This window comes from Acetobacter pasteurianus subsp. pasteurianus LMG 1262 = NBRC 106471, from assembly GCF_000285275.1.
GTDB lineage: Bacteria > Pseudomonadota > Alphaproteobacteria > Acetobacterales > Acetobacteraceae > Acetobacter > Acetobacter pasteurianus.
This window is the reverse complement of record NZ_CADO01000016.1, coordinates 99,465-122,263: the sequence shown is the minus strand read 5'-3', so window position 1 is coordinate 122,263 and position 22,799 is coordinate 99,465. Positions and strand designations below refer to the sequence as shown.

Below are 22,799 nucleotides of genomic sequence, written 5' to 3'. Positions count from 1 at the left end.
ATATCATATAAGCTATATATGATATTTGGTGCCCAGAAGAAGACTCGAACTTCCACGACCTTGCGGCCACAGGTACCTGAAACCTGCGCGTCTACCAATTCCGCCATCTGGGCTCAAATGGCAACCAGGAGTGTTCCCGGCTGGTGAAGAGGCGTTTACCCCGCTGTGATGGGGGCGTCAACAGGGAAAATGATTTTTCTGACAGATTTGTGTCATTTACCTCTCTGGTGTGGGCGGATGGAATGGCTCACAATGCACAAAATGCTTGGTAAACCGGGAAAACGAGGGTGACTTATGAGCGCGCGTAAAATTGCAACCGTATTGGGTGGTGGCGGGTTTGTAGGGCGTTATGTGGTGCAAAATCTGGCGCGTGCTGGGTATGAGGTGCGTGTGGCCAGCCGCCGGCCAGATTTAACGGCGCGTTTACGGGCGTTGGGGCGTGTGGGGCAGATTGCGCCTTTTTATGCATCTGTTCTGGATGATGCCTCCATAGCCTGTGCCGTGCAGGGTGCGGATGTGGTGATCAACCTTGTGGCTGTTTTAACTTCTGTAAAGCAGCAAACGCTCCAGGCGGTGAATGTAGAAGGTGCAGGGCGCGTGGCTCGTATAGCTGCAGAAGCAAATGTGCCTGTGTTTGTGCAGATGTCCGCACTCGGAGCATCGGAAACAGCTCTTTCAGAGTATGGTAAAAGTCGCGCCGCAGGTGAGAAAATTGTGCGCCAATATCGGCCGGATGCGGTGATTATACGGCCTTCGGTTATTTTCGGGCCGGAAGATCATTTCTTTAACATGTTTGCGGGTCTTGCGCGGTATTTGCCGTGTTTGCCGGTTTACAGCGCGCATGCGCGCTTACAGCCTGTGTATGTGGGAGATGTGGCGCAGGCAATATTCATGGTTGCACAGTCTTCTGCCTTCGCGGGAAAGGAATTTTTGTTAGGCGGTCCGCAGGAAATGACCATGCTGGATATTGCCCGTTTTGTGTTGCGCGTAACGCAGCGGCATAAGCCCGTTTTTATTGTGCCATCGGTAGTGGCAAAATTGCAGGCTATGATTTTAGAACGGCTGCCGGGGCATTTTCTGACGCAGGATCAGCTGCGGATGTTGGCATCTGATAATGTTGTGCCGACAGGAAGATCCGGGTTTGAGGCGTTGGGTATAGTGCCGCAAAGCGTGGAGGCTATTGTGCCGTCTTACTTGGCGCGGTTTAGGAGTGGTGAAGGCCAAAAAGACATATCCGTTCCTGTATAATGGGTTGGAGATAAAAAGGTCCGAAAAGTTACCTTTTTATCTGACCGATTGGATGAATTTAGGTTTCGATATGGTGAAAAATATAAAAAGGTAAGTATTGCTGTCTTTTTATATTTACAGAGAACAAGCACGTTAGCCCCAGCAAAGTTTAGGGGCGGAGTCTGTCTGGCGCGCCCTTTCTCCGGGGATGCCACATGACGACCAAGATGCTTCAATTTGTCTCTGTGCCGCAAAAGCAGCCAGACAAGCGCGCGGCTACAGCGCGGCGGACAGATTTTGATGAAATTTATAAGGACTTCGCAACACCAGAAGCCACAGAGCAGGCCAGCCGGTGTTCGCAGTGCGGTGTGCCGTTCTGTTCGGTGCACTGCCCACTTGGCAACAATATTCCTGATTGGCTGATGCTGACAGCACAGGGGCGGTTGGAAGAAGCCTATGGCGTATCCTCCGCCACCAATACCTTCCCAGAAATCTGTGGTCGTATTTGCCCGCAGGATCGGCTGTGTGAGGGCAACTGCGTTATCGAACCGGGTTTCGAAAGCGTGACCATTGGTGCGGTAGAACGCTACATTACCGATACCGCGTTTGAAAGAGGTTGGGTTAAACCCGTTAGCCCGGTGCTGGAGCGCAGCCAGTCTGTTGCCATTATTGGTGCTGGCCCGGCTGGTTTGGCAGCGGCAGATCAGCTGCGTGCGCAAGGTTATAAAGTGCATGTGTATGATCGGTATGATCGGGTAGGCGGTCTGCTGGTTTACGGTATTCCCGGCTTTAAGCTGGAAAAACATATTGTGGCGCGCCGCCATAAGTTGCTGGAAGAAGGCGGCGTGGTCTTTCATCTAGGCCAAGGCATTGGGGATGGTGAGGGCGAGCTGTCTTTTGCAGATTTGCGCAGCCGCCATGATGCTGTTCTGATTGCAACCGGTGTTTATAAATCGCGCGAAATCGGCGGCCCCGGTGTTGGGCTGGCAGGTATTGAAAAGGCGTTGGATTACCTAACGGCTTCTAACCGGCGTTCTTTGGGCGATACTTTGCCGCCAGAAGCGCAGGCATTGGATGGAGCAGGCAAAAACGTGGTGGTTCTGGGCGGTGGTGATACCGCAATGGACTGCGTGCGCACGGCTATTCGCCAAGGCGCAAAATCCGTGAAATGCCTGTATCGGCGCGATAAAGCCAACATGCCCGGTTCTGCCCGTGAAGTAAAAAATGCGGAAGAAGAAGGCGTGCAGTTTGAATGGCTGGCAGCGCCCGAAGCCTTTTTGGGTGAAGGCCATGTTTCTGGCGTGCGCGCCGTGCGGATGAAGCTGGGCCTGCCAGATGCCACAGGCCGCCAGTCGGTCGAACCGTTGGAAGGGTCTTCTTTCACGCTGGATGCAGATCTGGTTATCAAGGCTCTTGGGTTTGACCCGGAACCGCTGCCGCAACTGTGGGGGCAGAAGGATCTGGCCGTATCCCGTTGGGGTACGCTCAAGGTTGGTCAGAAAGATTTCATGACATCTCTGCCGGGCGTGTTTGCCGCAGGGGATATTGTGCGTGGGGCCAGTCTGGTTGTGTGGGCCATTCGTGATGGACGCGATGCAGCGGCCTGTATGCACCAATGGATTCAGGAAAATGTAACGGCTACCGCCAAGGCGGAGCAGGGCTAATGGATATGGAACAGTTTCCCAACACCGTTTCCGCTGAAAGTGGCGAGGAATTTCTGAAAGCGTGGGATGCCAACGTGGCCGCGCTGGATGGGCTGTACGACCCCGCTGATGAGCGCGATTCCTGCGGTGTGGGCCTTGTGGCCGCACTGGATGGCAAGCGCCGGCGTGAAGTGGTTGAAGCTGGTATTGCCGCGCTGAAAGCCATCTGGCACCGTGGCGCAGTGGATGCCGATGGCAAGACGGGCGATGGCGCGGGTATTCATGTAGAAATTCCGCAGGAATTTTTTGCAGATGCCATTACCAGCACGGGTGATCGGCCGGATGAAAGCCGGATTGCGGTAGGGCAGGTGTTTCTGCCCAAAACCGATCTGGCTGCGCAGGAACAGTGCCGCCAGATTATCGAAACCCAGATTCTGGCGTTTGGCTACGGCATTTACGGCTGGCGTCAGGTGCCGATTGATACGTCCTGCATTGGTGAAAAAGCCAACGCAACGCGCCCGGAAATTGAGCAGATTCTTATCCGCAATCTTCCCAATAAAGGGGAAGAGGAGTTTGAGCGTGATCTGTATGTGATCCGTCGCCGGATAGAAAAAGCCGCCATTGCCGCGCAGGTTGATCTGTATATCTGTTCGCTGTCATGCCGGTCTGTTATCTATAAAGGTATGTTCCTTGCCGAGCATCTGACAGAGTTTTATCCGGATCTGCTGGATGAACGCTTTGTCAGCCGCTTTGCTATTTATCACCAGCGTTATTCCACCAACACCTTCCCCACATGGAAGCTGGCACAACCATTCCGTCGCCTTGCGCATAATGGTGAAATCAACACCATTTCGGGCAACATCAACTGGATGAAAAGCCATGAAACACGGCTTTCTCACCCAGATCTTGATCCGTGGATGGCAGATATCAAGCCGCTGGTGCAGGCTGGTGGGTCCGATACCGCAACGCTGGATAACGTTTACGAACTGCTGACTTTTGCAGGGCGTGATGCTCCGTTTGCCAAGGCGCTGATGATCCCGGCAAGTGTGGGTGGCAATTCCTCCATGAAGCCCGCGCATCGTGACATGTTCACGTATTGCAACGCCGTTATGGAACCGTGGGATGGCCCCGCAGCACTGTGCGCCACAGATGGCCGCTGGGTTGTGGCCGGGCTGGATCGCTCAGGCCTGCGCCCGCTGCGTTATACGGTCACAACCGATAATCTGCTGATTGTCGGTTCTGAAACCGGCATGGTGCGCGTGCCTGAAAACGCCATTGTCAGCCGTGGCCGCCTTGGTCCGGGTGAGATGATCGGTGTCGATCTTCAGGAAGCCAAGTTGTACGGTAATACCGAACTGCTTGATCTGCTTGCTGCACGGCAGGATTTTTCCAGCTGGATCAAACGCACCCAAAAAATTGGCCATATCGTCCGTTCGGATGTGACAGAACCAGTTTATTACGAAGGTGAAGAACTGCGCCGCCGCCAGTTGGCTGTGGGCAGCACGCTGGAAGAACTGGAAGCCATTCTGCACCCAATGGTATCTACCGCCAGTGAAGCCATTGGCTCCATGGGTGATGATACGCCGCTGACTGTGCTTTCTCCGCGGTATCGTGGGTTGGCGCACTATTTCCGGCAGATGTTCAGCCAGGTCACCAATCCGCCAATCGATTCCCTGCGCGAATCCCGTGTCATGAGCCTGACAACGCGGCTGGGCAATCTGGGTAATATTCTGGATCAGTCGCCCGAACAGTGTGACATGCTCCAGTTGCCCAGCCCGGTGCTGACATCTGGTGAATATGAAGGGCTGCGCAATTTCACGGGTGCGTCTGGTTGCGTGATTGACTGCACATTCCCCGCCAAGGATGGGGAAGCTGGCCTGCGTGAAGCCATCGCCCGTATCCGGCGTGAGGCAGAAGAAGGCGTACGTGGTGGATGCACCCACGTGTTCCTGACAGATGAAGATCAGTCTGCCGAACGTGCATCCATCCCCATGATTTTGGCGACAGGTGCTGTGCATACGCATCTGGTGCGCACATCCTTGCGCACATTTACGTCTTTGAACGTGCGCACAGCGACGGCGCTGGATGTGCACGCCATTGCAGTGACAATTGGCGTGGGTGCCACCACGGTTAACCCCTATCTGGCGCAGGAAAGCATTGCAGACCGGCATCGCCGTGGCCTGTTTGGGCAGATGAGCCTGCGTGAGTGCATGGAACGCTACCGTAAAGCGGTAGATAAAGGCCTGCTCAAGATCATGTCCAAGATGGGTATTTCCATCGTGGCATCTTATCGTGGCGGCTGTAATTTTGAGGCTGTGGGTCTTTCCCGCGCGCTTACGGCAGAATTCTTCCCGGGCATGCCTTCACGTATTTCCGGTATTGGCCTTTCCGGTATTGCACGTAACGTGCTGCAACTGCACGAACGCGCATGGGCTGCAACAAACACGCTCACTTTGCCGGTAGGCGGCCTTTACAAGCTGCGCCGGAGTGGAGAGCAGCACGCGTTTGATGGTGGCCTTATTCATATGCTGCAAACTGCAGTGGCCACTGGCAGCTTCACCATCTACCAGCGTTATGCAGATGCCGTACATGCTCAGCCGCCTGTAGCCCTGCGTGATCTGCTGGACTTCCGTGATGGGCGCACGCCTATTCCGGTGGAAGAAGTGGAAAGCATTACGCAGCTGCGTAAACGCCTGATTTCTCCGGCAATTTCCTTGGGCGCGCTCAGCCCGGAAGCGCACGAAACGCTTTCCATCGCCATGAATCGCATCGGCGCAAAGTCCGATTCTGGTGAGGGTGGGGAAGATCCGGCACGTGCCAAGCCACGCCCGAATGGGGATAACGCATCCTCCGCCATCAAGCAGGTGGCATCTGGCCGATTTGGTGTTACGGCGCAGTATCTGAACGATTGCCGTGAGCTGGAAATTAAGGTGGCACAGGGTGCTAAACCGGGTGAAGGTGGGCAGCTTCCGGGCTTTAAGGTTACGGAGCTGATTGCCAAGTTGCGCCATGCAACTCCGGGTGTGACGCTGATTTCTCCGCCGCCGCATCATGATATCTATTCGATCGAAGATCTGGCGCAGCTGATTTACGATCTGAAGCAGATTAACCCGGAAGCAACGGTTACCGTTAAACTGGTGGCACGTTCCGGTATTGGCACCATTGCAGCCGGTGTGGCCAAGGCAAAAGCTGATGCCATTCTGATTTCCGGCCATTGTGGTGGCACGGGCGCAAGTCCGCTGAGCTCCATTAAATATGCGGGCCTGCCGTGGGAGCTTGGGCTGGCAGAAACGCATCAGGTGCTTATGCTGAACCGCCTGCGCCACCGTGTGCGTTTGCGGGCCGATGGTGGCATCAAAACCGGGCGTGATGTGGTGATTGCTGCCATGCTTGGGGCTGAGGAATTTGGTATTGGCACAGCCAGCCTTGTGGCCATGGGCTGCATTATGGTGCGCCAGTGCCATTCCAATACCTGCCCGGTAGGCGTGTGTTCGCAGGACCCCAAAATGCGCGCCAAGTTTGAAGGCACGCCCGAAAAGGTCATCAACCTGTTCTCCTTCATTGCAGAGGATGTGCGGAATATTCTGGCTTCGCTGGGCTTCCGCTCTCTGGATGAAATTATCGGGCGCACAGACCTGCTACGGCAGGTTTCTCGTGGGGATGATTATCTAGATGATCTGGATCTGAACTCCCTGCTGTCTCAGGCAGATCCGGGGCCGTTTGCCCGTTACTGCACACTGGATGGCCGGAACGAAGTGCCGGATACGCTGGATGCGCAGATGATTGGCGATGCCAAGCCGCTGTTCGACCACGGTGAGAAAATGCAGCTGCACTACAATGTGCAGAACACCCAGCGCGCCATTGGCACGCGCATTTCCTCTCTGATCGTGCGTCAGTTTGGCATGAAAACACTGGCGCCGGGGCATCTTACGGTGCGTCTGCGTGGTTCTGCCGGTCAGTCTCTGGGGGCATTTGCCGTGCAGGGGCTCAAGCTGGAAGTTCTGGGCGATGCCAACGATTACGTGGGCAAAGGGCTTTCTGGCGCAACCATTACGGTGCGTCCTTCTCCGTCCTCCACGTTGGTATCCAACAAGAACGCCATTATTGGTAACACGGTTCTGTATGGGGCTACTGCGGGTGAACTGTATGCCGCAGGGCAGGCGGGTGAGCGCTTTGCCGTGCGTAACTCTGGCGCAACCGCAGTTGTAGAAGGCTGTGGTTCCAACGGGTGTGAATACATGACTGGCGGCACCGTAGTGGTGCTGGATGATGTGGGTGATAACTTTGGCGCGGGCTTTACCGGTGGCATGGCCTTTGTGTTGGATAAGGACAATGTGTTTGACAGCCGGGTAAACCCCGAATCCTTGCTATGGGTGCGTGTCACTGAACCTAAATGGGAGCAGATGCTGCGCGGGCTTGTTGAACGGCATGTGGAAGAAACAGGTTCTGCTTATGCCAGCATGTTGCTGCATAAATGGGATGAGGTTCTGCCGCACTTCTGGCACGTTGTTCCCAAGGATTACGCCCGTATTATCGGCTTTACGGTGCCAGAACAGCAGTTGGAAAAAACAGCCTGAACCATAGGGCCGATTGTAAGCTGACATAAGCAGATGGGCAGAGGGGCAACCTTCCGCCCATTTGTTTTTCATATCTGTTGTGCATGTGAACCGCGCTTGTGTTCACGGCCTCTCGCTTCCAGCAGAAATGCACTGTAAAGTGTTCAATATGGAACACACAGCGCATTCCCTCCGTTCACATTCGTTTCCGGTTTTTGCAACACAAGCCGGTACCGTTGCCAACACACCTGCAGGGCAGGGGGCGGCCTCTCTTCCGCGTTGGGATCTTTCAGCCCTTTACGCGGGGATGGATGATCCGAAGCTGCATGCTGATCTGGCTGAAGCAGAAAAAAAGGCACAGGATTTTGCCAAACAGTATCAGGGCAAAATCGGCAGCCTTTCCGGCAAGGAACTGGCAGACGCCATTGCAACCTTTGAAGTTATTGAGGAAATGCTGGGCAAGGCAGGCTCTTACGCCTCCCTGCTGTTTGCGGCCGATTCTTCAGATGCTTCCATCAGCCAGTTCAGCCAGTCCATCAATGAACGGTTGACGGCCATTTCCACCCATCTGCTGTTTTTCACGCTGGAACTGAACCGGCTGGAAGAAACGGATCTTCAGGAAAAGCTGAAAGATCCCGCACTGGCGCATTGGCAGCCTTACCTGCGTGATATCCGCATGTATCGCCCGCATCAGCTTTCTGATGATGTGGAAAAGGTTTTGCTGGAAAAATCCGTCACCGGTGGGCAGGCATGGTGCCGCCTGTTTGATGAAACCATTGCAGCCCTGCGCGTTACGCTGGATGGGCAGGAAATTACGGTAGGGGATGCACTCAACCGTTTGTCCGATACAAATCGGGCCACGCGAGAGCAGGCAGGTAAAGCCGTAGGCGACGTGTTTGAAAAAAATGTCCGCCTGTTTGCGCTTATCACCAACACGCTGGCCAAGGATAAATCCATTTCGGATAACCTACGGCATTTCGCGCGGCCAACCTCATCGCGCAATCTTTCCAACATGGTGGAAGATGAGGTGGTGGATGCGCTTGTTTCTGCCGTGCGGGCTGATTATCCGCGTCTTTCCCACCGCTATTATGCTCTAAAAGCTAAGTGGATGGGATTGGACAAGTTGGAGCACTGGGACCGCAATGCCCCGCTGCCCGGCAATGATGACAAGCTGATTCCGTGGTCTGAAGCCAAGAACATTGTGCAAAAGGCGTATGATGGGTTTGACCCACGTATGGGCAAGGTCATCAACACTTTCCTGACGAACCCGTGGATTGATGTGCCGCCGGCACCGGGTAAATCTCCCGGCGCATTTGCGCATCCTACTGTGCCTTCAGCACATCCTTACATCCTGCTGAACTATCATGGCCGTATCCGGGATGTCATGACACTGGCGCATGAGCTGGGCCATGGTGTGCATCAGGTTCTGGCGGCAAAGCAGGGCTACTTCATGTCCGACACGCCGCTGACATTGGCTGAAACGGCCAGTGTGTTTGGCGAGATGCTGACATTCCAGTCTCTACTGGATGCAGAAAAAGATCCGCAGCGCCGCCGTCTGCTACTGGCCGCCAAGGTTGAGGATATGCTCAACACCGTGGTGCGCCAGATTGCATTTTATGAATTTGAAACCCGCGTGCACGATGCCCGTAAAAAGGGTGAGCTGCTGCCTGAACAGATTGGCGCTATCTGGCGCAGTGTGCAGACAGAAAGCCTTGGCCCGGCCTTTAACTTTACACCGGAATACGATGTGTTCTGGGCTTATATTCCGCACTTCATCCATTCTCCGTTCTATGTATATGCCTATGCATTCGGAGATTGCTTGGTGAACGCGCTATATCAGGTGTTTAGTGAAGGCGCGCCGGGTTTCCAGGATAAATATATTGCCATGCTGGAAGCAGGCGGCACCTTCCGCCACAAGGAACTGCTGGCCCCATTTGGGCTGGATGCATCTGATCCGGGTTTCTGGCGCAAGGGGCTGGATGTGATTTCCGGCTTTATTGACCAGTTGGAGCAGGGCTGATTATGGCGCGAGATATGGATAATACCGGCGTTTTTGGTGAACTGCGCCGTATGGTGCAAACAACCGGAACCGTTGGTGGCATTGCAGCCCGGCTGGCAGGCAACAAGATAGGCCTGCGCTCTGGAGGGGCTTCTCACGCAGAAGATCTTAAATCCATGCTGGGTGGGCTAAAAGGCCCGCTCATGAAGGCAGCGCAGCTTCTGGCCACTATTCCCGGCGCATTGCCCGATGAATATGCCGATGAGTTGGCGCAGCTCCAGTCCAACGCGCCACCAATGGGGTGGAGCTTCGTGCGTCGCCGCATGACGGCGGAACTTGGCGCGGGGTGGGAAAAGAATTTCCGCTCCTTCGGGCGGGAAGCCGCTGCGGCTGCCAGCCTTGGGCAGGTGCATCAGGCAGTGTTGGCCGATGGCCGACGCGTAGCCTGTAAGTTGCAGTATCCGGATATGAAGGCGGCTGTTGAGGCCGATCTGCGCCAGTTCCGTATGGCTATTGGGGTTTACCACAAGCTGGATAATGCCATCCGGCAGGATGATGTGGTGGAAGAGCTTTCTGAACGCCTGCGGGAAGAGCTGGATTACCGGCATGAGGCCGCCAATATGCGCCTCTATCACTCCGTGCTGGCAGATTGCCCCGAAGTTACGGTGCCCTTGCCAATAGATGAACTTTGCACGCAGCGGCTGCTGACGATGGAATGGGTGCAGGGGCAGAACCTCAATGCAGCCATCAAGGCCGGTCTGACAGAGGAACAGAAAAAACGCATTGCGCGCGCGCTGTTCCGCGCTTGGTATGTGCCACTGTATCAGTATGGCGTGGTGCACGGTGACCCGCACATGGGCAACTTCACCATGCGGGAAGATGCCGGCCTGAACCTGCTGGATTTTGGGGCTATTCGTATTTTCCAGCCTTCGTTCATCAAGGGGAATATAGACCTCTATTACGCGCTCCGTAACAAGGATATGGACATGGCCGCTCATGCTTATGAAGCATGGGGATTCCGTGACCTGACGCGTGAGAAAGTAGCCGTTCTGAACGAATGGGCAGGACTGTTATATGCCCCGCTGATGGTGGATGAAGAACGCTACATTCAGGATGACAATAACCCGGCCCTTGGGCGGGAGATTCTGTCCAAGGTGCATGATGGGCTGCAAAAAGCCGGTGGTGTGCGTCTGCCGCGTGAATTTGTGCTGGTTGATCGTTCAGCCCTTGGGCTGGGGTCTGTATTCATGCGGCTGAAGGTTAAGATGAACTGGTATCAGCTGTTCCATGAAATCGTGCAGGATTTTGATGAGCAGGCTTTGGCACAGCGCCAGCTGGCAGCCGTTAAGGCTGCACATTTCCCACCAGAAACGCAGCCTGCTTCCCGATAAAAGATATCTTGGCTGGGGGTGATAAAGCCCCCAGCTCAGTGCTACCGCTTAATATCAGTAAGCCTGATACGCTGCGCGTTTCAGATGGACCTGATTATATTCAAGCTGGTCCTTGGTTAGCTGGAAGCCAATTTCAAACCGATAATCTGAATCCACGTTTTTGGGTGGAATAGGCAGATCTACCGTAATCACCTTTGTATCGTCTTCAAAGGTAGAGAGGTTGGCCGGGAAGGACACGGTGTGGTGGAACACATGCTTGTTCACAATCCTGTCCCCGTGCAGCACGGCAATAAACCACGGCAGGGTGAGTGTATTGGCTGTTGCGGCCGGGCCGCGTTCAATCACAAAGCGCAGCACGATTCGGGTTTTCAGGTCCTTGGGGCCTGCGGCAAGGCAATCACCCTGTAATTGCAGGATGCTGGCGCGGGCCACCATGTTTTTAAAGCCCGTCTGCTTACCTTGGTAGAGGTAGTAATCCGCCGCTTCAGAAGGAATATGCGTAATGGGGCAGGTGGGCGCAAAATCCATGGATTTGCTTTCACCATCACCGCAGCCGCCAAGGGTGGCCAGCAGCCCAAGTGCTGCCAGACCCGGGGCGGCAATACGGGGGAACAGGCTGCGCCATTGGTTGTGATTAGGGAACATGTATGGATCCGGCATTATCGGTTAAAACGGGTTGAACACAGCAGATAGCAGCCATCACACCCACATAGGTATGTTTTTCAAGGCTTTGATGCCGTAAAACGGGTTGCATCCCATGCGTCCTTTGCGTAGGCCACAACTTCCGTCACCTTTATGGGTTTCGGGCATAGCCTGTTTTCAATATGCTTCTTCATAGCCAGTTTTCTTCTATACAGTCCGCTGCAACTTTGGGGAACACCATGCCCGATCAAACTGATACCCTTACCCCGCCCCAGAGCGCAGATGCTCAGCACGGCAGATCTCTTAAGGTTCTGCTGGCAGGCCCACGTGGTTTCTGCGCAGGGGTGGACCGCGCCATCCGTGTGGTGGAAGAAGCCATCCGCCGTTACGGTGCGCCTGTTTATGTCCGCCACGAAATTGTCCATAACCGGACAGTGGTGGAAGAGCTGGAAGCACAAGGCGCCATCTTTGTTGAGGAACTGGATGAAGTTCCCGTAGATGGCCACGTTGTTTTCTCTGCTCATGGCGTGCCCAAAACCGTGCCGGTTGAGGCAGAACGCCGCAATCTGTTGTATCTAGATGCCACATGCCCGCTGGTTTCCAAGGTGCACCGTGAGGCTGAGCGTCATTTTGCTGGTGGTGGGCCAGAAAGCCGCCATATCCTGATGATTGGCCATGCAGGCCATCCGGAAGTGGTTGGCACAATGGGCCAGCTACCCCCCGGCGCCATGACACTGATTAACGATGCAGAAGAAGCCCGCACGGTAGAGCCAGAAGACCCAACACGTCTGGCCTTTATCACCCAGACCACACTTTCTGTAGATGATACGGCAGAAATCGTAGATATTCTGCGTGCACGGTTCCCGCTGATTGAAGGGCCAAAGCGCGAAGATATCTGCTACGCCACCACAAACCGTCAGGAAGCCGTAAAAACCATCGCACCTGAGTGCGATCTGGTTATTGTTATTGGCTCTCCTAATTCTTCCAACTCCCAGCGTCTGCGTGAAGTGGCGGAACGTTCCGGCACACCGCGTGCGCTTTTGGTGCCGCGTCTGGATTCTTTGGATTGGTCCGTGCTGGAAGGTGTGAACACGCTGGGCATTACGGCTGGTGCTTCTGCGCCAGAAGCACTGGTGCAGGAAATGCTGGCAGAAATGGCCAAGCGTTACACGCTGTGCATTGAAGAGCGGATTGTGAAGGAAGAAAACGTAACGTTCCGCCTTCCCGCACCGCTAGGCTAAAGGTGCTGCATGGCCGTCTATACGGACGTTGGGAACGAGGCTCTGGAAGCGTTTTTGCAGGATTACGCCATAGGGTCTCTGGTTGCGTTTCGCGGTATTGCCGAAGGGGTGGAGAACAGTAATTTCCAACTGCGTACAACAGATGGAGATTACATTCTTACCCTGTACGAAAAACGGGTGAATGCGCAGGATCTGCCTTGGTTTTTAGGGCTTATGCAGCATCTGGCGCGTGAGGGGGTAACATGCCCCCAGCCCGTGGCTGATTCGCAAGGCCATGTGCTGAAAACACTGGCAGGCAGGCCCGCTGCCATAACCACATTTTTGCCCGGCGTTTGGCCGCGTGTGGTGAGGCTTGAGCATTGTCGCCCACTTGGGCGGGCTTTGGCGCAATTGCATGTGGCAGGGCGCTCTTACAAGCCGGAACGTCAGAACAGCTTGGGGCCAGATGCGTGGTTTGCGCTGCTGCAAAGCTGTGGCGCAGGTGCTGATAATGTGTGCGCAGGTTTGCGGGATGAACTGCAAAATGCCCTAGAGCATATTCTGCCATTTTGGCCGGGGCGGGGGAATAATCCGCTTCTGCCGCGCGGGCAGATTCATGCAGACATGTTTCCGGATAACGTTTTCTTTCTGGATCATGCCGTTTCAGGTGTGATTGATTTCTATTTCGCCTGCACGGATTTTCTAGCCTACGACATTGCCATCTGTTTGAACGCATGGTGCTTTCAGGCTGATGGGGCGTTTAACATCACTTTTGCCCGGCACATGATGCAAGGGTATGAGGAAATACGCCCGTTAGAGCCAGCAGAGCGTAAGCTTATGCCAGTTTTGGCCAGAGGTGCGGCCATGCGCTTTTTGCTCACCCGGCTGTATGACTGGATCAATACACCAGCAGATGCCTTGGTGACGCCTAAAGATCCTATGGATTACCTGAAGCGCCTGCGCTTCCACTTGGAAACGGACAGTGCTGATGCCTACGGATTCTGAAACCAGCAACGCAACAGAACAACCTGCTCTGGCGGTTGAAATCTGGACAGATGGCGGATGCCGCCCAAACCCCGGCCCGGGTGGCTGGGGTGTTTTGCTACGCTGCAAAGGTGTAGAACGGGAACTTTCTGGCGGTGAGCGTGAAACCACCAACAACCGTATGGAGCTCACAGCCGCCGCAGAAGCGCTGGAAGCCCTGACACGCCCCTGTGTGGTGAACCTGCATACAGATAGCGAATATGTGCGCAATGGCATTACCCGGTGGCATACAGGCTGGGTAAGGCGAAATTGGCGTAATGCATCGGGTGATCCGGTTGCCAATATGGATTTGTGGCGCAGGCTGCTTGATGTAGCCAAACGGCATGAGGTTTCATGGCATTGGGTAAAAGGGCACTCCGGCGTGCCAGAAAATGAACGGGTGGATCAACTGGCAACAGAAGCCCGGGAAAAAATAGAACAGTCTCTGTTAGAGAGCTAAAAACAAACCGGCTGAAAGGCCGGTTTTTTCATGGGGCATTGTGAGGGAAAAATCACTGTGGCTGTACGCAAAACATACCAAACCATAGCCGGGTATATGGTGGCATTTGTGGCGTTAACGCTGCTGTATGTCGCTTTGGGTATGACGCAGCCTTTTAATTCAGACAGTGTTTCTACCTTGCTGGCAGCGCAGGATATTCTGCATGGCAATGTTTTGCTGAAAGGGTGGGACCTTTCTACCCAATCCTTCTATTTTACTGAAATTCTACCTTACGTTGTGATGTTTGGTCTGTTTGGCTGGCATGTATCTTTTTATTACATCGTGCCCGCCATGCTGTGGGCCATTGCCATGTTGCTGGCGTTTCGTATCGCGCGTTTGGCAACGGGCAATACGGGGTGGTCGCTTCTTGTTCTGTTAGGGGCACCGAGTGCCTTTGCGGTCCATCTGGTGTTATCACCCTGTTATCATGTCGGCGCTTATGTGGGCATGTTGCTGTTCTGGCTGATGTGGTTACAGAAGCCTCAATGCCTACAATCCAAAAGTGCATTCGGCACCTGCGCGCGTTGGAGTGGGACTGTTCTGTTGGTTGCGCTGCTGCTGAGCAGTGATGATCTGGTAAAGTACACCCTAGCTTTGCCGGTTATTCTGGCCGCTATCGGGTTCAGCCTTGAACAACGCACTCCAAAATATGTCGGGCTTGCCAGCAGCATGGTGGGGGCTTTGATGCTGGAGCACGTTATTAAAACAGTGCTGGCCCATAATGGGGCCTTCCATGTGCCGGGGTTGTGGAGTTCGTCTTTTGGCTCACAAAGCCGGGCCTCGTACAATCTGAGTGTCTTGTTTTCCGGCTTTTTACAGTATTTCGGCGCCGATTTTTTTGGAAAGCCGATTACGCTTTCAGGTTCTGGGCGCGAACTGTTCCATCTGGCTTGTGCTGGTGGCACGGTATGGAGCTGCTTTTATGCGCTGCGCAAGAACCGGCAATGGAATCTGTTTGATCTCTCATCTGTATTTGCCATTGTTATTATGTTGGCAGCCTTTGTTTTTGGCGAACTGACAATGGATGAGCAGTCATTCCGCTATCTGGTTTTTCCGTGCCTGCTGTCCGTTTTGCTGGTTATTCGGCATGTGCAGGTGCCCCGTGGTTACGGTTTGCTGTTTGGCCTGTGCTGTATTTTGTACGCGGCAACAATTCTGCCGCATCCTGTTTTGGGATATGCAGCGGCAAACCAAAAATTTCCCGTAAATCGCACTCTGGAACAAATGGGGCTGAAGCAGGGTTTCGCACCATATTGGAGCGCTGCGCGCAACAGTGTGCCATTTCCGGCACGTCTTGCACCTGTTGAATTCATGCCCTCAGGCATCAAAGCATTTCATACTCTTAGCAAGCGGCAATGGTATGAAATGGGCGGCAATTTTATTGTGTGTGAAAGTGCAGATCAGGCCCGACAGGCGCAAACACAGTTTGGGCCTGCACAAAGGGAAATACGCATAGGCAGCAATACGCTGCTGGTGTGGTCACATCCCTTTAAGGTGCCGCAGAACTGAAGAGCCCGTTCTCAGGGCTCAACGTCAGACTGATAAATATCAATATAATCCTGCGGTGTGTTGGGGGCTGACTGTTTGGGTAGTCCAATAACGCGCACATAAATGCGGGTAGAGGGTGTGCCGCCATTCATAAGCACGCTGCGCGCGGCCAACCCGCGAGCCAATGCCATACGTCGTGGCAATGATGGATCATCCACAGCGCCGGAACTATAGGCATCTATCAGGGCACGTACATGCGGCTTGTCAGACAAACGCTGCCCAAATGCCAGAATGGCTTGGTGTGTTTCCGGGTTAAGCGTTGCTGCTTCTGGCGCAAAGGTAATGCGTACACCGCCTTCAATAGGCGTTACCGTGCCTTGTGCTTTCAGGTCCACAGTGGGCTGTGGTGGTACTGGAAAAGGATGAACTTCCACGTCTGATGGCGCAGGGGTCAACTGCGGCAGCGGAGGTGGTGCATTTGGTATTGTTGCTGGCGGCGGTGGTTTATGTGGCTGAACCGCAGGCGTTACGCTTTTGCTTTCTTGCACTGGGGCAGGCGGAGCCTTAGCCACGGGTGCGGGTGCGGGTGCGGGTGCGGGTGCTGGTTTGGTTTCGGCCGGAGCAGTGGTTACCGGTTTGGTGGCAGGCGTATTTTTAGGTGCAGTTGCAGCCGGTTGCGTATTCTTTACGCTGGATGTTTCTTTTTTCTGCGCTGTGGTGGTTTGCGGCTTTTCCACCACCCGGCGGCGCGTTTCAGTGCGCGCGGGCGTTGTTGTCCGGCGCGGAGCCGTTTCATGCACAGGTGCCGCAGGTGTTGGGGGCGCGGCTACAGGCGCTGCACCACCCAAGCTATCTAGAGCCTGACTGTTGGTGACAATCTGAGCATGTGAAACCGCACTGGTGGCAAGCAGGCTTGCAGCACACAGAAGGACAAGGCGGCGAGAGAAAGGAAACATGTTCTGCATTAAATGGAAGACTAATCCAGAAAAAGAGGAAGAAGAACAGAGGCAACCTGCTTTTGGTGCCTGAAAGCGGCCACACTGCGGCATCATGCAGAAAACTGTTCCGCCGCAATACGTTCAGAAAGGGTTTGCCCGGGGTCAAACAGCAAGGTTACGGCCAATTCTCGGTCTTCCCATGCCTGTACAGAAACAACATCCCGAATTTCTATCGAATCGGCAACGGCTGCAACCGGGCGCTTGTCGTGTTCCAGAACACTAAAACCAACATGAGCTGAGGAAGGTAAAAGTGCTCCGCGCCAACGGCGTGGTCGAAAGGGGCAGATAGGGGTAAGCGGTAGCAAATTGCCAGAAAGCGGCACAATAGGCCCATGCGCAGAAAGGTTGTAGGCGGTGGAACCGGCTGGTGTGGCCAACAAGGCGCCATCACAAATCAGCTCGGGAATACGCACCAGCCTGTCCACATCAATGCGTAATTTGGCTGCCTGCCGTGTCTGGCGGAACAGATAAACATCGTTCAGCGCCAGTGCTTCATGCGCTTCACCATGTGCAGTTACGGCTTTCATGCGCAGGGGGTGAATAACTGCAGCTTGCGCATGAGCCAATCTGTAGGGAAGGTCTTCTTCATCCGTAGGGTTCATCAGAAACCCAACAGACCCACAGTTCATGCCATAGACTGGGGTGGTCAGCCCTGCTTCCAGAATAACGCGCAGGGTTTCCAGCATAAAACCATCACCGCCCAAGCAGATCACAACGTCTGCCTCGCCGGGGTGGCAGTTGCCATAACGGGTTACCAGCCGGTCAAGCTCATCTCGAGCGGTTTCTGTGGGGGCCGCCATAAAAGCCAAATGTTGTGGGGGCCGCATAAAAATTGAGGGCGGGTTTGTAAGAGAAGTAGCAGTCATGCCTGTGTCCTGCTTCCTTCCAGGTCAGGAAAATTAAAGTCTTCCTTCCTTATCCCGCAAATGTTGGTTCCTGAAAGAGGGCAGGGTCATTTTTAATGTCAGCAAAGTGTTCTGCCAGCGTGGTGCCAAGCAGTTCATCATACACAGCCAGTGTGGCATGTTGCATGGCAAAAGTGCTGTAATGGCTCAGTACCATCTGGCGCGCAGCGTATCCTATCGTTTCCAGAATTTCTGGCGGTGCAGCTAACACGTCATAAATAGCCTGTGCCAGTTCACTGGCGTTTTCTGGTGTAAAGCTAAAACCCGTTTGGCCGTGAGCAACGGTTTCTACTGCCGCGCCATGATGCGCCACAATAACCGGACAACACATGGCCTGAGCCTCCACCACCACGCGCCCAAAAGGTTCTGGGCGGAGGGAGGGCACAACCACCATATTGGCCAGCATCATGGCAGCAGGCATATCATCGCAATGGCCCGCAAAACGCACACGGTCAGTCAGGCCCAGTTGTGCGGCTTTGGTGCTGAGTTCCTGTGCGTATTTATCGTCTGGTGCGCAACCACCAGCAAACACGCAGTGCCAGTTTATATCAGGTAAAAGCTCCAGCAGTTGTGCCAGCGCATCCAGCACAAGGCTCTGGCCTTTCCATGCTGTCAGCCTGCCGGGCATGAGAATAACCGGTGCGTCAGCCGGAAGCGCCCATGCTTCTACCAAACGGTGCACACGCTGGCCGGACACTACTTGAGGTGAAAACTGCTCGGTATCTGCCCCGCGCGGAATGGTGCGTAGCCGATCTGGCCCTACATGGTATTCTTCTGCAAGGCGCTGGGCGATATGGTTGCTAATGGCAATAACACGATCACCAGATGCCAAAACGGCATTGTAATGCCGCTTGCCGGGAAAGCTGTTGGCGTGCACGCCGTGCCATGTTGTTACAAAAGGTGTTTGCGTGCGCTTGCAGGCCATTTTGGCAACCCACGCAGGCGCGCGAGAACGGGCATGAACAAGCTGCACGTTGTGCTGGCGAATGATATTGCTGAGGAAATGGCTGTTTTTGGCAATTTTCAAAGGGTTGCGGCTACCGCAATCGGGAAGGGTAATATGCTCTGCGCCACTATGCCGCAACAGAGGTTCCATACGCCCACCAGCGCTGATGACAAGTGCTTTGCCCCCAGCTTGTGTAATGGCCTGCGCCATTTCTATGGTGCCTCTTTCCACCCCGCCCTGCTCCAGAGCGGGCAGGATTTGCAGAATGGAGGCAGAGGCCAGAAAACTGCTCATGAACAGGGTGTTATCATAATTTGCACATTTTGTGCCATAAGATCAGTAGGGCAGAACTGTTCTTCCTTTTCAGGTTCCCGGCCTGTGCGTGAATGAACCTGTTTGGTATGGAGGCAGGATGAAGTTTTCTTTTGTGCCTACACGGCGGCATCTTCCCTGCGTGGTTGCAGGTACAGCGTTGCTTGTTTCCGCTCCTGTTATGGCGACCACGGCACGCGGCCATGCCTCGGCTGCATCCGGGCCGCTCACTGGGCAGAAATGGTCGGTGGAAGCCTGTATGGCCATGGTGGGGGATGATCCTTTTGGCGCAAGAGATTACGCGCTGGACTGGGAGCGCCACGGCAACGGGGGGCAGGAGGCCAAGCATTGTCACGCTTTGGCATTGCTGGAAGCCGGGGATGAAGAAAGTGCCGCACAGGAACTGGATGAGCTTGCCCACCAGCCCATAGAACATGCAGAGCGTGCGCCTTCCAGCTTTCGCGCCGGATTAGAGGAAGATGCAGCAGATGCCTGGCTTTCTGCCGGGCAACCAGAAAAAGCCTTGAGCAGTGTAGATTACGGGCTGGCGTTTGAGGATGACACCCGCCTGCATCTGCTGCGTGCCCGTGCCTTGCTGGCGCAAGATCAGGCCGATGTTGTGGTGAAAGAACTTTCGGCACTGGTGGCCAAAAAGCCAGATATCGGGGCCGAAGCCTATGTTTTGCTGGCATCGGCAGAGCGCCGCGTTGGGCAGCTTGATGCCGCTGCCACGCACGTAGCGCACGCTTTGGAAATAGAGCCGGAAAACCCCGCAGCCCTGCTGGAGCGTGGCATTGTGCGTGAACGCAAAGGGGATGCCACCGGTGCACAGGCAGATTGGCAGCGGGTGCTTGATCTGGCGCCAGATAGCCATGAGGCAGATCTGGCCCGGCAGGATCTTGCCGTTATGGCTGCAGATCCGGATACACCATGAAGTCCCTCATGCATTCTGAAAAAACTCAAGACGTTATACCCCAACGCATTCTTGTCATCCGTTTAGGGGCGTTGGGAGATTTCGTGCAAAGTTTTGGCCCGTTTCAGGTCATTCGGCAGGCATTTCCTGCTGCGCATATCACCTTGCTTACAACCGCGCCGTTTGTTGAGCTGGCCAGGCTTTCGCCATGGTTTGATGAGGTGCTTACGGATACACGCCCGCGTTGGACAGATGTGCCGCAAATTCTCGCCTTGCGTAAGATGTTGCGTGGGTATGATCGGGTTTATGATTTGCAGACATCAGCCCGCACTGCGCGATATTTCCTGTTGGCCGGTCGGCCTGTTTCATGGTGTGGACATGTGGGAGAAGGGCATCTTGCCCATTTAAACCCGTGGCGGGATGAAATGCACACCCGTGCCCGCCAGCGTGATCAGCTACGTATGGCAGGCATTAAGGATGTGCCGCAGCCAGATGTTTCGTGGTTGCGTGATAAAGGGCCAAAGCTGGATGAGCCCTATGTGTTGATAGTGCCGGGGGCAGCCGTGCATCGGCCCGCCAAACGTTGGCCTGCCAGGCGGTATGGTGAACTGGCAGCAGAAATTTCCCGCCGTGGTTTGCGCCCTGTATTGGTAGGGCATGAAACCGAGCAGCCCTTGGCGCAGGATATTCTGAAATATTGCCCCGAGGCGCTAAACTTAATGGGCAAAACCACTCTGCCGGAGCTTGCGGGGCTGGCCGCACGGGCACAGTGCGCTGTGGGGAATGATACAGGCCCCATGCATCTGGCTGCCGTTATGGGCTGCCGCTGCGTTGTGCTATTTTCTGCCGATAGTAACCCTGCGCTTACAGCCCCGTTAGGGTGGCAGGCAGGGCAGGTGCGCGTGCTACGTGTGCGTGATCTTGCATTGCTTTGTGTGCAAAGGGTTGCAGCCGCGCTCTGGTGGCGTCATTAAGCATCTTCCATCAGTTTCTGATTTTCTTTTCTGGAGCCTTTGACCATGCCCGCCATTACCTTGCCTGACGGTTCTGTTCGTAGTTTTGACGGGCCGGTTACAGGCACGACGGTGGCGGAAGCTATCGGCCCCGGTCTTGCCAAAGCCGCACTGGCCATGGAAGTGGATGGAAAGCTGTGCGATATCCGCCAGACCATCAACAAAGATGCTGCCCTGCGGTTTATTACCCGCAAGGACCCGGAATCGCTGGAACTTATTCGGCACGATGCCGCCCATGTGCTGGCAGAAGCCGTGCAGGCGTTGTACCCCGGCACTCAGGTCACAATCGGTCCGTCCATTGAAAACGGCTTCTATTACGATTTCTATCGTTCTGAACCGTTCTCCCCGGAAGACTTTGCGGCCATTGAAGCCAAGATGCGCGAAATTGTCGCCAAGGCTGAGCCTTTTGTGCGCGAAGTGTGGAAGCGCGATGATGCGATCCGCTTTTTTGAAGAGCGCGGTGAAAAGTTCAAAGCCGAGCTGATTCGTGATCTGCCGGAAGATGAAGAAATTTCCATCTATCGGCAGGGAGAGTGGCTGGATCTGTGCCGTGGCCCACATCTGCGCACCACCAAGGATGTTGGCACAGCTTTCAAGCTGATGAAGGTGGCAGGCGCTTATTGGCGTGGGGATCATCGTAACCCCATGCTCACCCGTGTGTACGGCACGGCTTGGCGCGATCAGAAGGAACTGGACGCGCACCTGCACCAGTTGGAAGAAGCAGAAAAGCGCGATCATCGCCGGATCGGCAAGGAAATGGGCTTGTTCCATTTTCAGGAAGAAGCCGTGGGGCAGGTGTTCTGGCACGCTAAAGGCTGGCGGCTTTATACCGCGTTGCAGGATTACATGCGCCGCGCCCAGACACGCCACGGTTACCAGGAAGTGCGTACTCCGCAGCTTGTTGACCGTGCTCTGTGGGAGGCTTCTGGCCACTGGGATAAATACCGCCACCACATGTTCATTGCGACGGTTGAGGACGAGAATAAAACACTCGCACTCAAGCCCATGAACTGCCCATGCCATGTGCAGATTTTCCGCCACGGCCTGCGCTCTTATCGTGAACTGCCGCTGCGTATGGCGGAATTTGGTGCCTGCCATCGCTATGAACCATCAGGCGCATTGCATGGCTTGATGCGTGTGCGCGGCTTTACGCAGGACGATGCACATATTTTCTGCACCGAAGATCAGATTGCAGGTGAAACTGTGCGCTTCGTGAAAATGTTGCACGATGTGTATCAGGATCTGGGCTTTGAGCATGTGCGCGTAAAGTTTGCTGACCGCCCAGAGCAGCGTGCTGGCAGCGATGAAGTGTGGGATAAGGCTGAAAATGCTCTGAAAGAAGCCTGCACCGTTGCTGGGGTGGAATACGAACATAACCCCGGTGAAGGCGCATTCTACGGGCCCAAACTGGAGTTTGTGCTGCGTGATGCTATTGGGCGTGATTGGCAGTGCGGCACCTTGCAGGTTGATCTGGTTCTGCCAGAACGACTCGATGCCAGCTATATTGGTGAAGACTCCGGGCGGCATCGCCCCGTTATGCTGCATCGTGCCATTTTGGGTTCCTTTGAACGCTTCCTTGGTATTCTGATCGAACAGCACGCCGGGCGTTTCCCGCTTTGGCTAGCACCTGTGCAGGTGGTTGTGGCCTCCATCGTAAGTGATGCCGCACCTTATGCGGAGGAAGTGGCTGCTGCCCTGCGTGAAGCAGGGCTGGCTGTGGAAGCCGATGTGCGGAATGACAAGATCAACGCCAAGGTGCGTGAGCACAGTGTGGCCCGTGTTCCGGTTATTCTGGTGGTAGGCCGGCGTGAGGCAGAAGAACGCACTGTGGCCATGCGCCGTCTTGGCACGCAGGCGCAGGAGACTCTGAGCCTGGATGATGCTGTTGCCCGTCTGAAAAACGAAGCAACACCGCCGGATTTGCGCAAAAAAGGGTGAAGCAGAGTTTTATTGCCACAGCAGGGCAGCAATGAAGATGTTTTTGTGCTTGCCCTGCTTGATAAAGCGCGGATAATTGCGCACAT

Annotated in this window: 16 protein-coding genes and 1 tRNA gene; 12 read left to right on the top strand and 5 right to left on the bottom strand. The window is 54.8% G+C overall.

Annotated features, from left to right (window positions below):
* Positions 1–26 precede the first annotated feature (26 nt).
* A tRNA-Leu gene (locus APA10_RS05175) sits at positions 27–113 on the bottom strand.
* A 181-nt stretch (positions 114–294) separates the two neighbouring features.
* Here APA10_RS05175 and APA10_RS05170 point away from each other — a divergent pair.
* The 5 genes from APA10_RS05170 (at position 295) to APA10_RS05150 (ending at position 10,816) form a co-directional block, all read left to right on the top strand.
* The gene (locus APA10_RS05170; protein ID WP_003628603.1) at positions 295–1,248 is read left to right on the top strand and encodes a complex I NDUFA9 subunit family protein; all 954 of its coding nucleotides are present in this window, start codon (positions 295–297) and stop codon (positions 1,246–1,248) included.
* Between the two features lie 194 nt (positions 1,249–1,442).
* The gene (locus APA10_RS05165) at positions 1,443–2,891 is read left to right on the top strand and encodes an NAD(P)-dependent oxidoreductase (RefSeq protein WP_035365538.1); all 1,449 of its coding nucleotides are present in this window, start codon (positions 1,443–1,445) and stop codon (positions 2,889–2,891) included.
* The gene (gene gltB / locus APA10_RS05160) at positions 2,891–7,447 is read left to right on the top strand and encodes a glutamate synthase large subunit (RefSeq protein ID WP_003628601.1); all 4,557 of its coding nucleotides are present in this window, start codon (positions 2,891–2,893) and stop codon (positions 7,445–7,447) included. The genes APA10_RS05165 and gltB overlap by 1 nt, the downstream gene beginning before the upstream one ends.
* 61 nt (positions 7,448–7,508) lie before the next feature.
* Positions 7,509–9,446 (top strand): M3 family oligoendopeptidase, encoded by a 1,938-nt coding sequence (locus APA10_RS05155; protein ID WP_003628600.1) that lies wholly within the window; start codon positions 7,509–7,511, stop codon positions 9,444–9,446.
* A gap of 2 nt (positions 9,447–9,448) precedes the next feature.
* The gene (locus APA10_RS05150) at positions 9,449–10,816 is read left to right on the top strand and encodes an ABC1 kinase family protein (protein WP_003623213.1); all 1,368 of its coding nucleotides are present in this window, start codon (positions 9,449–9,451) and stop codon (positions 10,814–10,816) included.
* A 54-nt stretch (positions 10,817–10,870) separates the two neighbouring features.
* Here the strand turns inward: APA10_RS05150 and APA10_RS05145 are convergent, their stop codons facing one another.
* The gene (locus APA10_RS05145; RefSeq protein ID WP_014457176.1) at positions 10,871–11,476 is read right to left on the bottom strand and encodes a hypothetical protein; all 606 of its coding nucleotides are present in this window, start codon (positions 11,474–11,476) and stop codon (positions 10,871–10,873) included.
* A 221-nt stretch (positions 11,477–11,697) separates the two neighbouring features.
* Between APA10_RS05145 and ispH the strand changes: the two genes are divergently transcribed.
* From ispH to APA10_RS05125, 4 genes are read left to right on the top strand one after another with little or no spacing between them, the layout of a single operon-like run.
* Positions 11,698–12,699, top strand: a complete 1,002-nt coding sequence (gene ispH / locus APA10_RS05140) for a 4-hydroxy-3-methylbut-2-enyl diphosphate reductase (protein ID WP_026019375.1) — start codon at positions 11,698–11,700, stop codon at positions 12,697–12,699.
* Positions 12,700–12,708: 9 nt separating this feature from the next.
* Positions 12,709–13,683, top strand: coding sequence for a homoserine kinase (locus APA10_RS05135; RefSeq protein WP_003623208.1), 975 nt, complete (start codon positions 12,709–12,711; stop codon positions 13,681–13,683).
* The gene (gene rnhA / locus APA10_RS05130) at positions 13,667–14,161 is read left to right on the top strand and encodes a ribonuclease HI (RefSeq protein ID WP_003628598.1); all 495 of its coding nucleotides are present in this window, start codon (positions 13,667–13,669) and stop codon (positions 14,159–14,161) included. The genes APA10_RS05135 and rnhA overlap by 17 nt, the downstream gene beginning before the upstream one ends.
* A gap of 30 nt (positions 14,162–14,191) precedes the next feature.
* The gene (locus tag APA10_RS05125; protein ID WP_003628597.1) at positions 14,192–15,709 is read left to right on the top strand and encodes a hypothetical protein; all 1,518 of its coding nucleotides are present in this window, start codon (positions 14,192–14,194) and stop codon (positions 15,707–15,709) included.
* Between the two features lie 11 nt (positions 15,710–15,720).
* Here the strand turns inward: APA10_RS05125 and APA10_RS14255 are convergent, their stop codons facing one another.
* From APA10_RS14255 to APA10_RS05110, 3 genes are read right to left on the bottom strand one after another with little or no spacing between them, the layout of a single operon-like run.
* Entirely contained in the window at positions 15,721–16,740 is a 1,020-nt protein-coding gene (locus APA10_RS14255; RefSeq protein WP_003628596.1) for an OmpA family protein, read from the bottom strand.
* On the bottom strand, positions 16,737–17,552 hold the full coding sequence (locus APA10_RS05115; protein ID WP_014457173.1) for an NAD kinase: 816 nt from the start codon (positions 17,550–17,552) through the stop codon (positions 16,737–16,739). Before APA10_RS05115 ends, APA10_RS14255 begins: the two co-directional genes overlap by 4 nt.
* 49 nt (positions 17,553–17,601) lie before the next feature.
* Positions 17,602–18,831, bottom strand: a complete 1,230-nt coding sequence (locus APA10_RS05110; RefSeq protein ID WP_003628595.1) for a glycosyltransferase family 4 protein — start codon at positions 18,829–18,831, stop codon at positions 17,602–17,604.
* A gap of 88 nt (positions 18,832–18,919) precedes the next feature.
* Here APA10_RS05110 and APA10_RS05105 point away from each other — a divergent pair, with 88 nt between their 5' ends.
* From APA10_RS05105 to thrS, 3 genes are read left to right on the top strand one after another with little or no spacing between them, the layout of a single operon-like run.
* Positions 18,920–19,783 carry a tetratricopeptide repeat protein gene (locus APA10_RS05105; protein ID WP_035365535.1) on the top strand — a complete coding sequence of 288 codons (864 nt, stop codon included), beginning with the start codon at positions 18,920–18,922 and terminating at the stop codon, positions 19,781–19,783.
* Positions 19,780–20,736 carry a glycosyltransferase family 9 protein gene (locus tag APA10_RS05100; RefSeq protein WP_174714344.1) on the top strand — a complete coding sequence of 319 codons (957 nt, stop codon included), beginning with the start codon at positions 19,780–19,782 and terminating at the stop codon, positions 20,734–20,736. Before APA10_RS05105 ends, APA10_RS05100 begins: the two co-directional genes overlap by 4 nt.
* 45 nt (positions 20,737–20,781) lie before the next feature.
* Positions 20,782–22,713, top strand: coding sequence for a threonine--tRNA ligase (gene thrS / locus APA10_RS05095; protein ID WP_035365532.1), 1,932 nt, complete (start codon positions 20,782–20,784; stop codon positions 22,711–22,713).
* The last annotated feature ends 86 nt before the right edge of the window (positions 22,714–22,799 follow it).

What these genes read in the sequence shown, in the direction of transcription:
- APA10_RS05170 (WP_003628603.1), top strand. Translation starts at nt 295, where the DNA reads ATGAGCGCGCGTAAAATTGCAACCGTATTGGGTGGTGGCGGGTTTGTA.
- APA10_RS05165 (WP_035365538.1), top strand. Translation starts at nt 1,443, where the DNA reads ATGACGACCAAGATGCTTCAATTTGTCTCTGTGCCGCAAAAGCAGCCA.
- gltB (WP_003628601.1), top strand. Translation starts at nt 2,891, where the DNA reads ATGGATATGGAACAGTTTCCCAACACCGTTTCCGCTGAAAGTGGCGAG.
- APA10_RS05150 (WP_003623213.1), top strand. Translation starts at nt 9,449, where the DNA reads ATGGCGCGAGATATGGATAATACCGGCGTTTTTGGTGAACTGCGCCGT.
- APA10_RS05145 (WP_014457176.1), bottom strand. Translation starts at nt 11,476, where the DNA reads ATGCCGGATCCATACATGTTCCCTAATCACAACCAATGGCGCAGCCTG.
- ispH (WP_026019375.1), top strand. Translation starts at nt 11,698, where the DNA reads ATGCCCGATCAAACTGATACCCTTACCCCGCCCCAGAGCGCAGATGCT.
- APA10_RS05135 (WP_003623208.1), top strand. Translation starts at nt 12,709, where the DNA reads ATGGCCGTCTATACGGACGTTGGGAACGAGGCTCTGGAAGCGTTTTTG.
- rnhA (WP_003628598.1), top strand. Translation starts at nt 13,667, where the DNA reads ATGCCTACGGATTCTGAAACCAGCAACGCAACAGAACAACCTGCTCTG.
- APA10_RS05125 (WP_003628597.1), top strand. Translation starts at nt 14,192, where the DNA reads ATGGGGCATTGTGAGGGAAAAATCACTGTGGCTGTACGCAAAACATAC.
- APA10_RS14255 (WP_003628596.1), bottom strand. Translation starts at nt 16,740, where the DNA reads ATGATGCCGCAGTGTGGCCGCTTTCAGGCACCAAAAGCAGGTTGCCTC.
- APA10_RS05115 (WP_014457173.1), bottom strand. Translation starts at nt 17,552, where the DNA reads ATGACTGCTACTTCTCTTACAAACCCGCCCTCAATTTTTATGCGGCCC.
- APA10_RS05110 (WP_003628595.1), bottom strand. Translation starts at nt 18,831, where the DNA reads ATGAGCAGTTTTCTGGCCTCTGCCTCCATTCTGCAAATCCTGCCCGCT.
- APA10_RS05100 (WP_174714344.1), top strand. Translation starts at nt 19,780, where the DNA reads ATGAAGTCCCTCATGCATTCTGAAAAAACTCAAGACGTTATACCCCAA.
- thrS (WP_035365532.1), top strand. Translation starts at nt 20,782, where the DNA reads ATGCCCGCCATTACCTTGCCTGACGGTTCTGTTCGTAGTTTTGACGGG.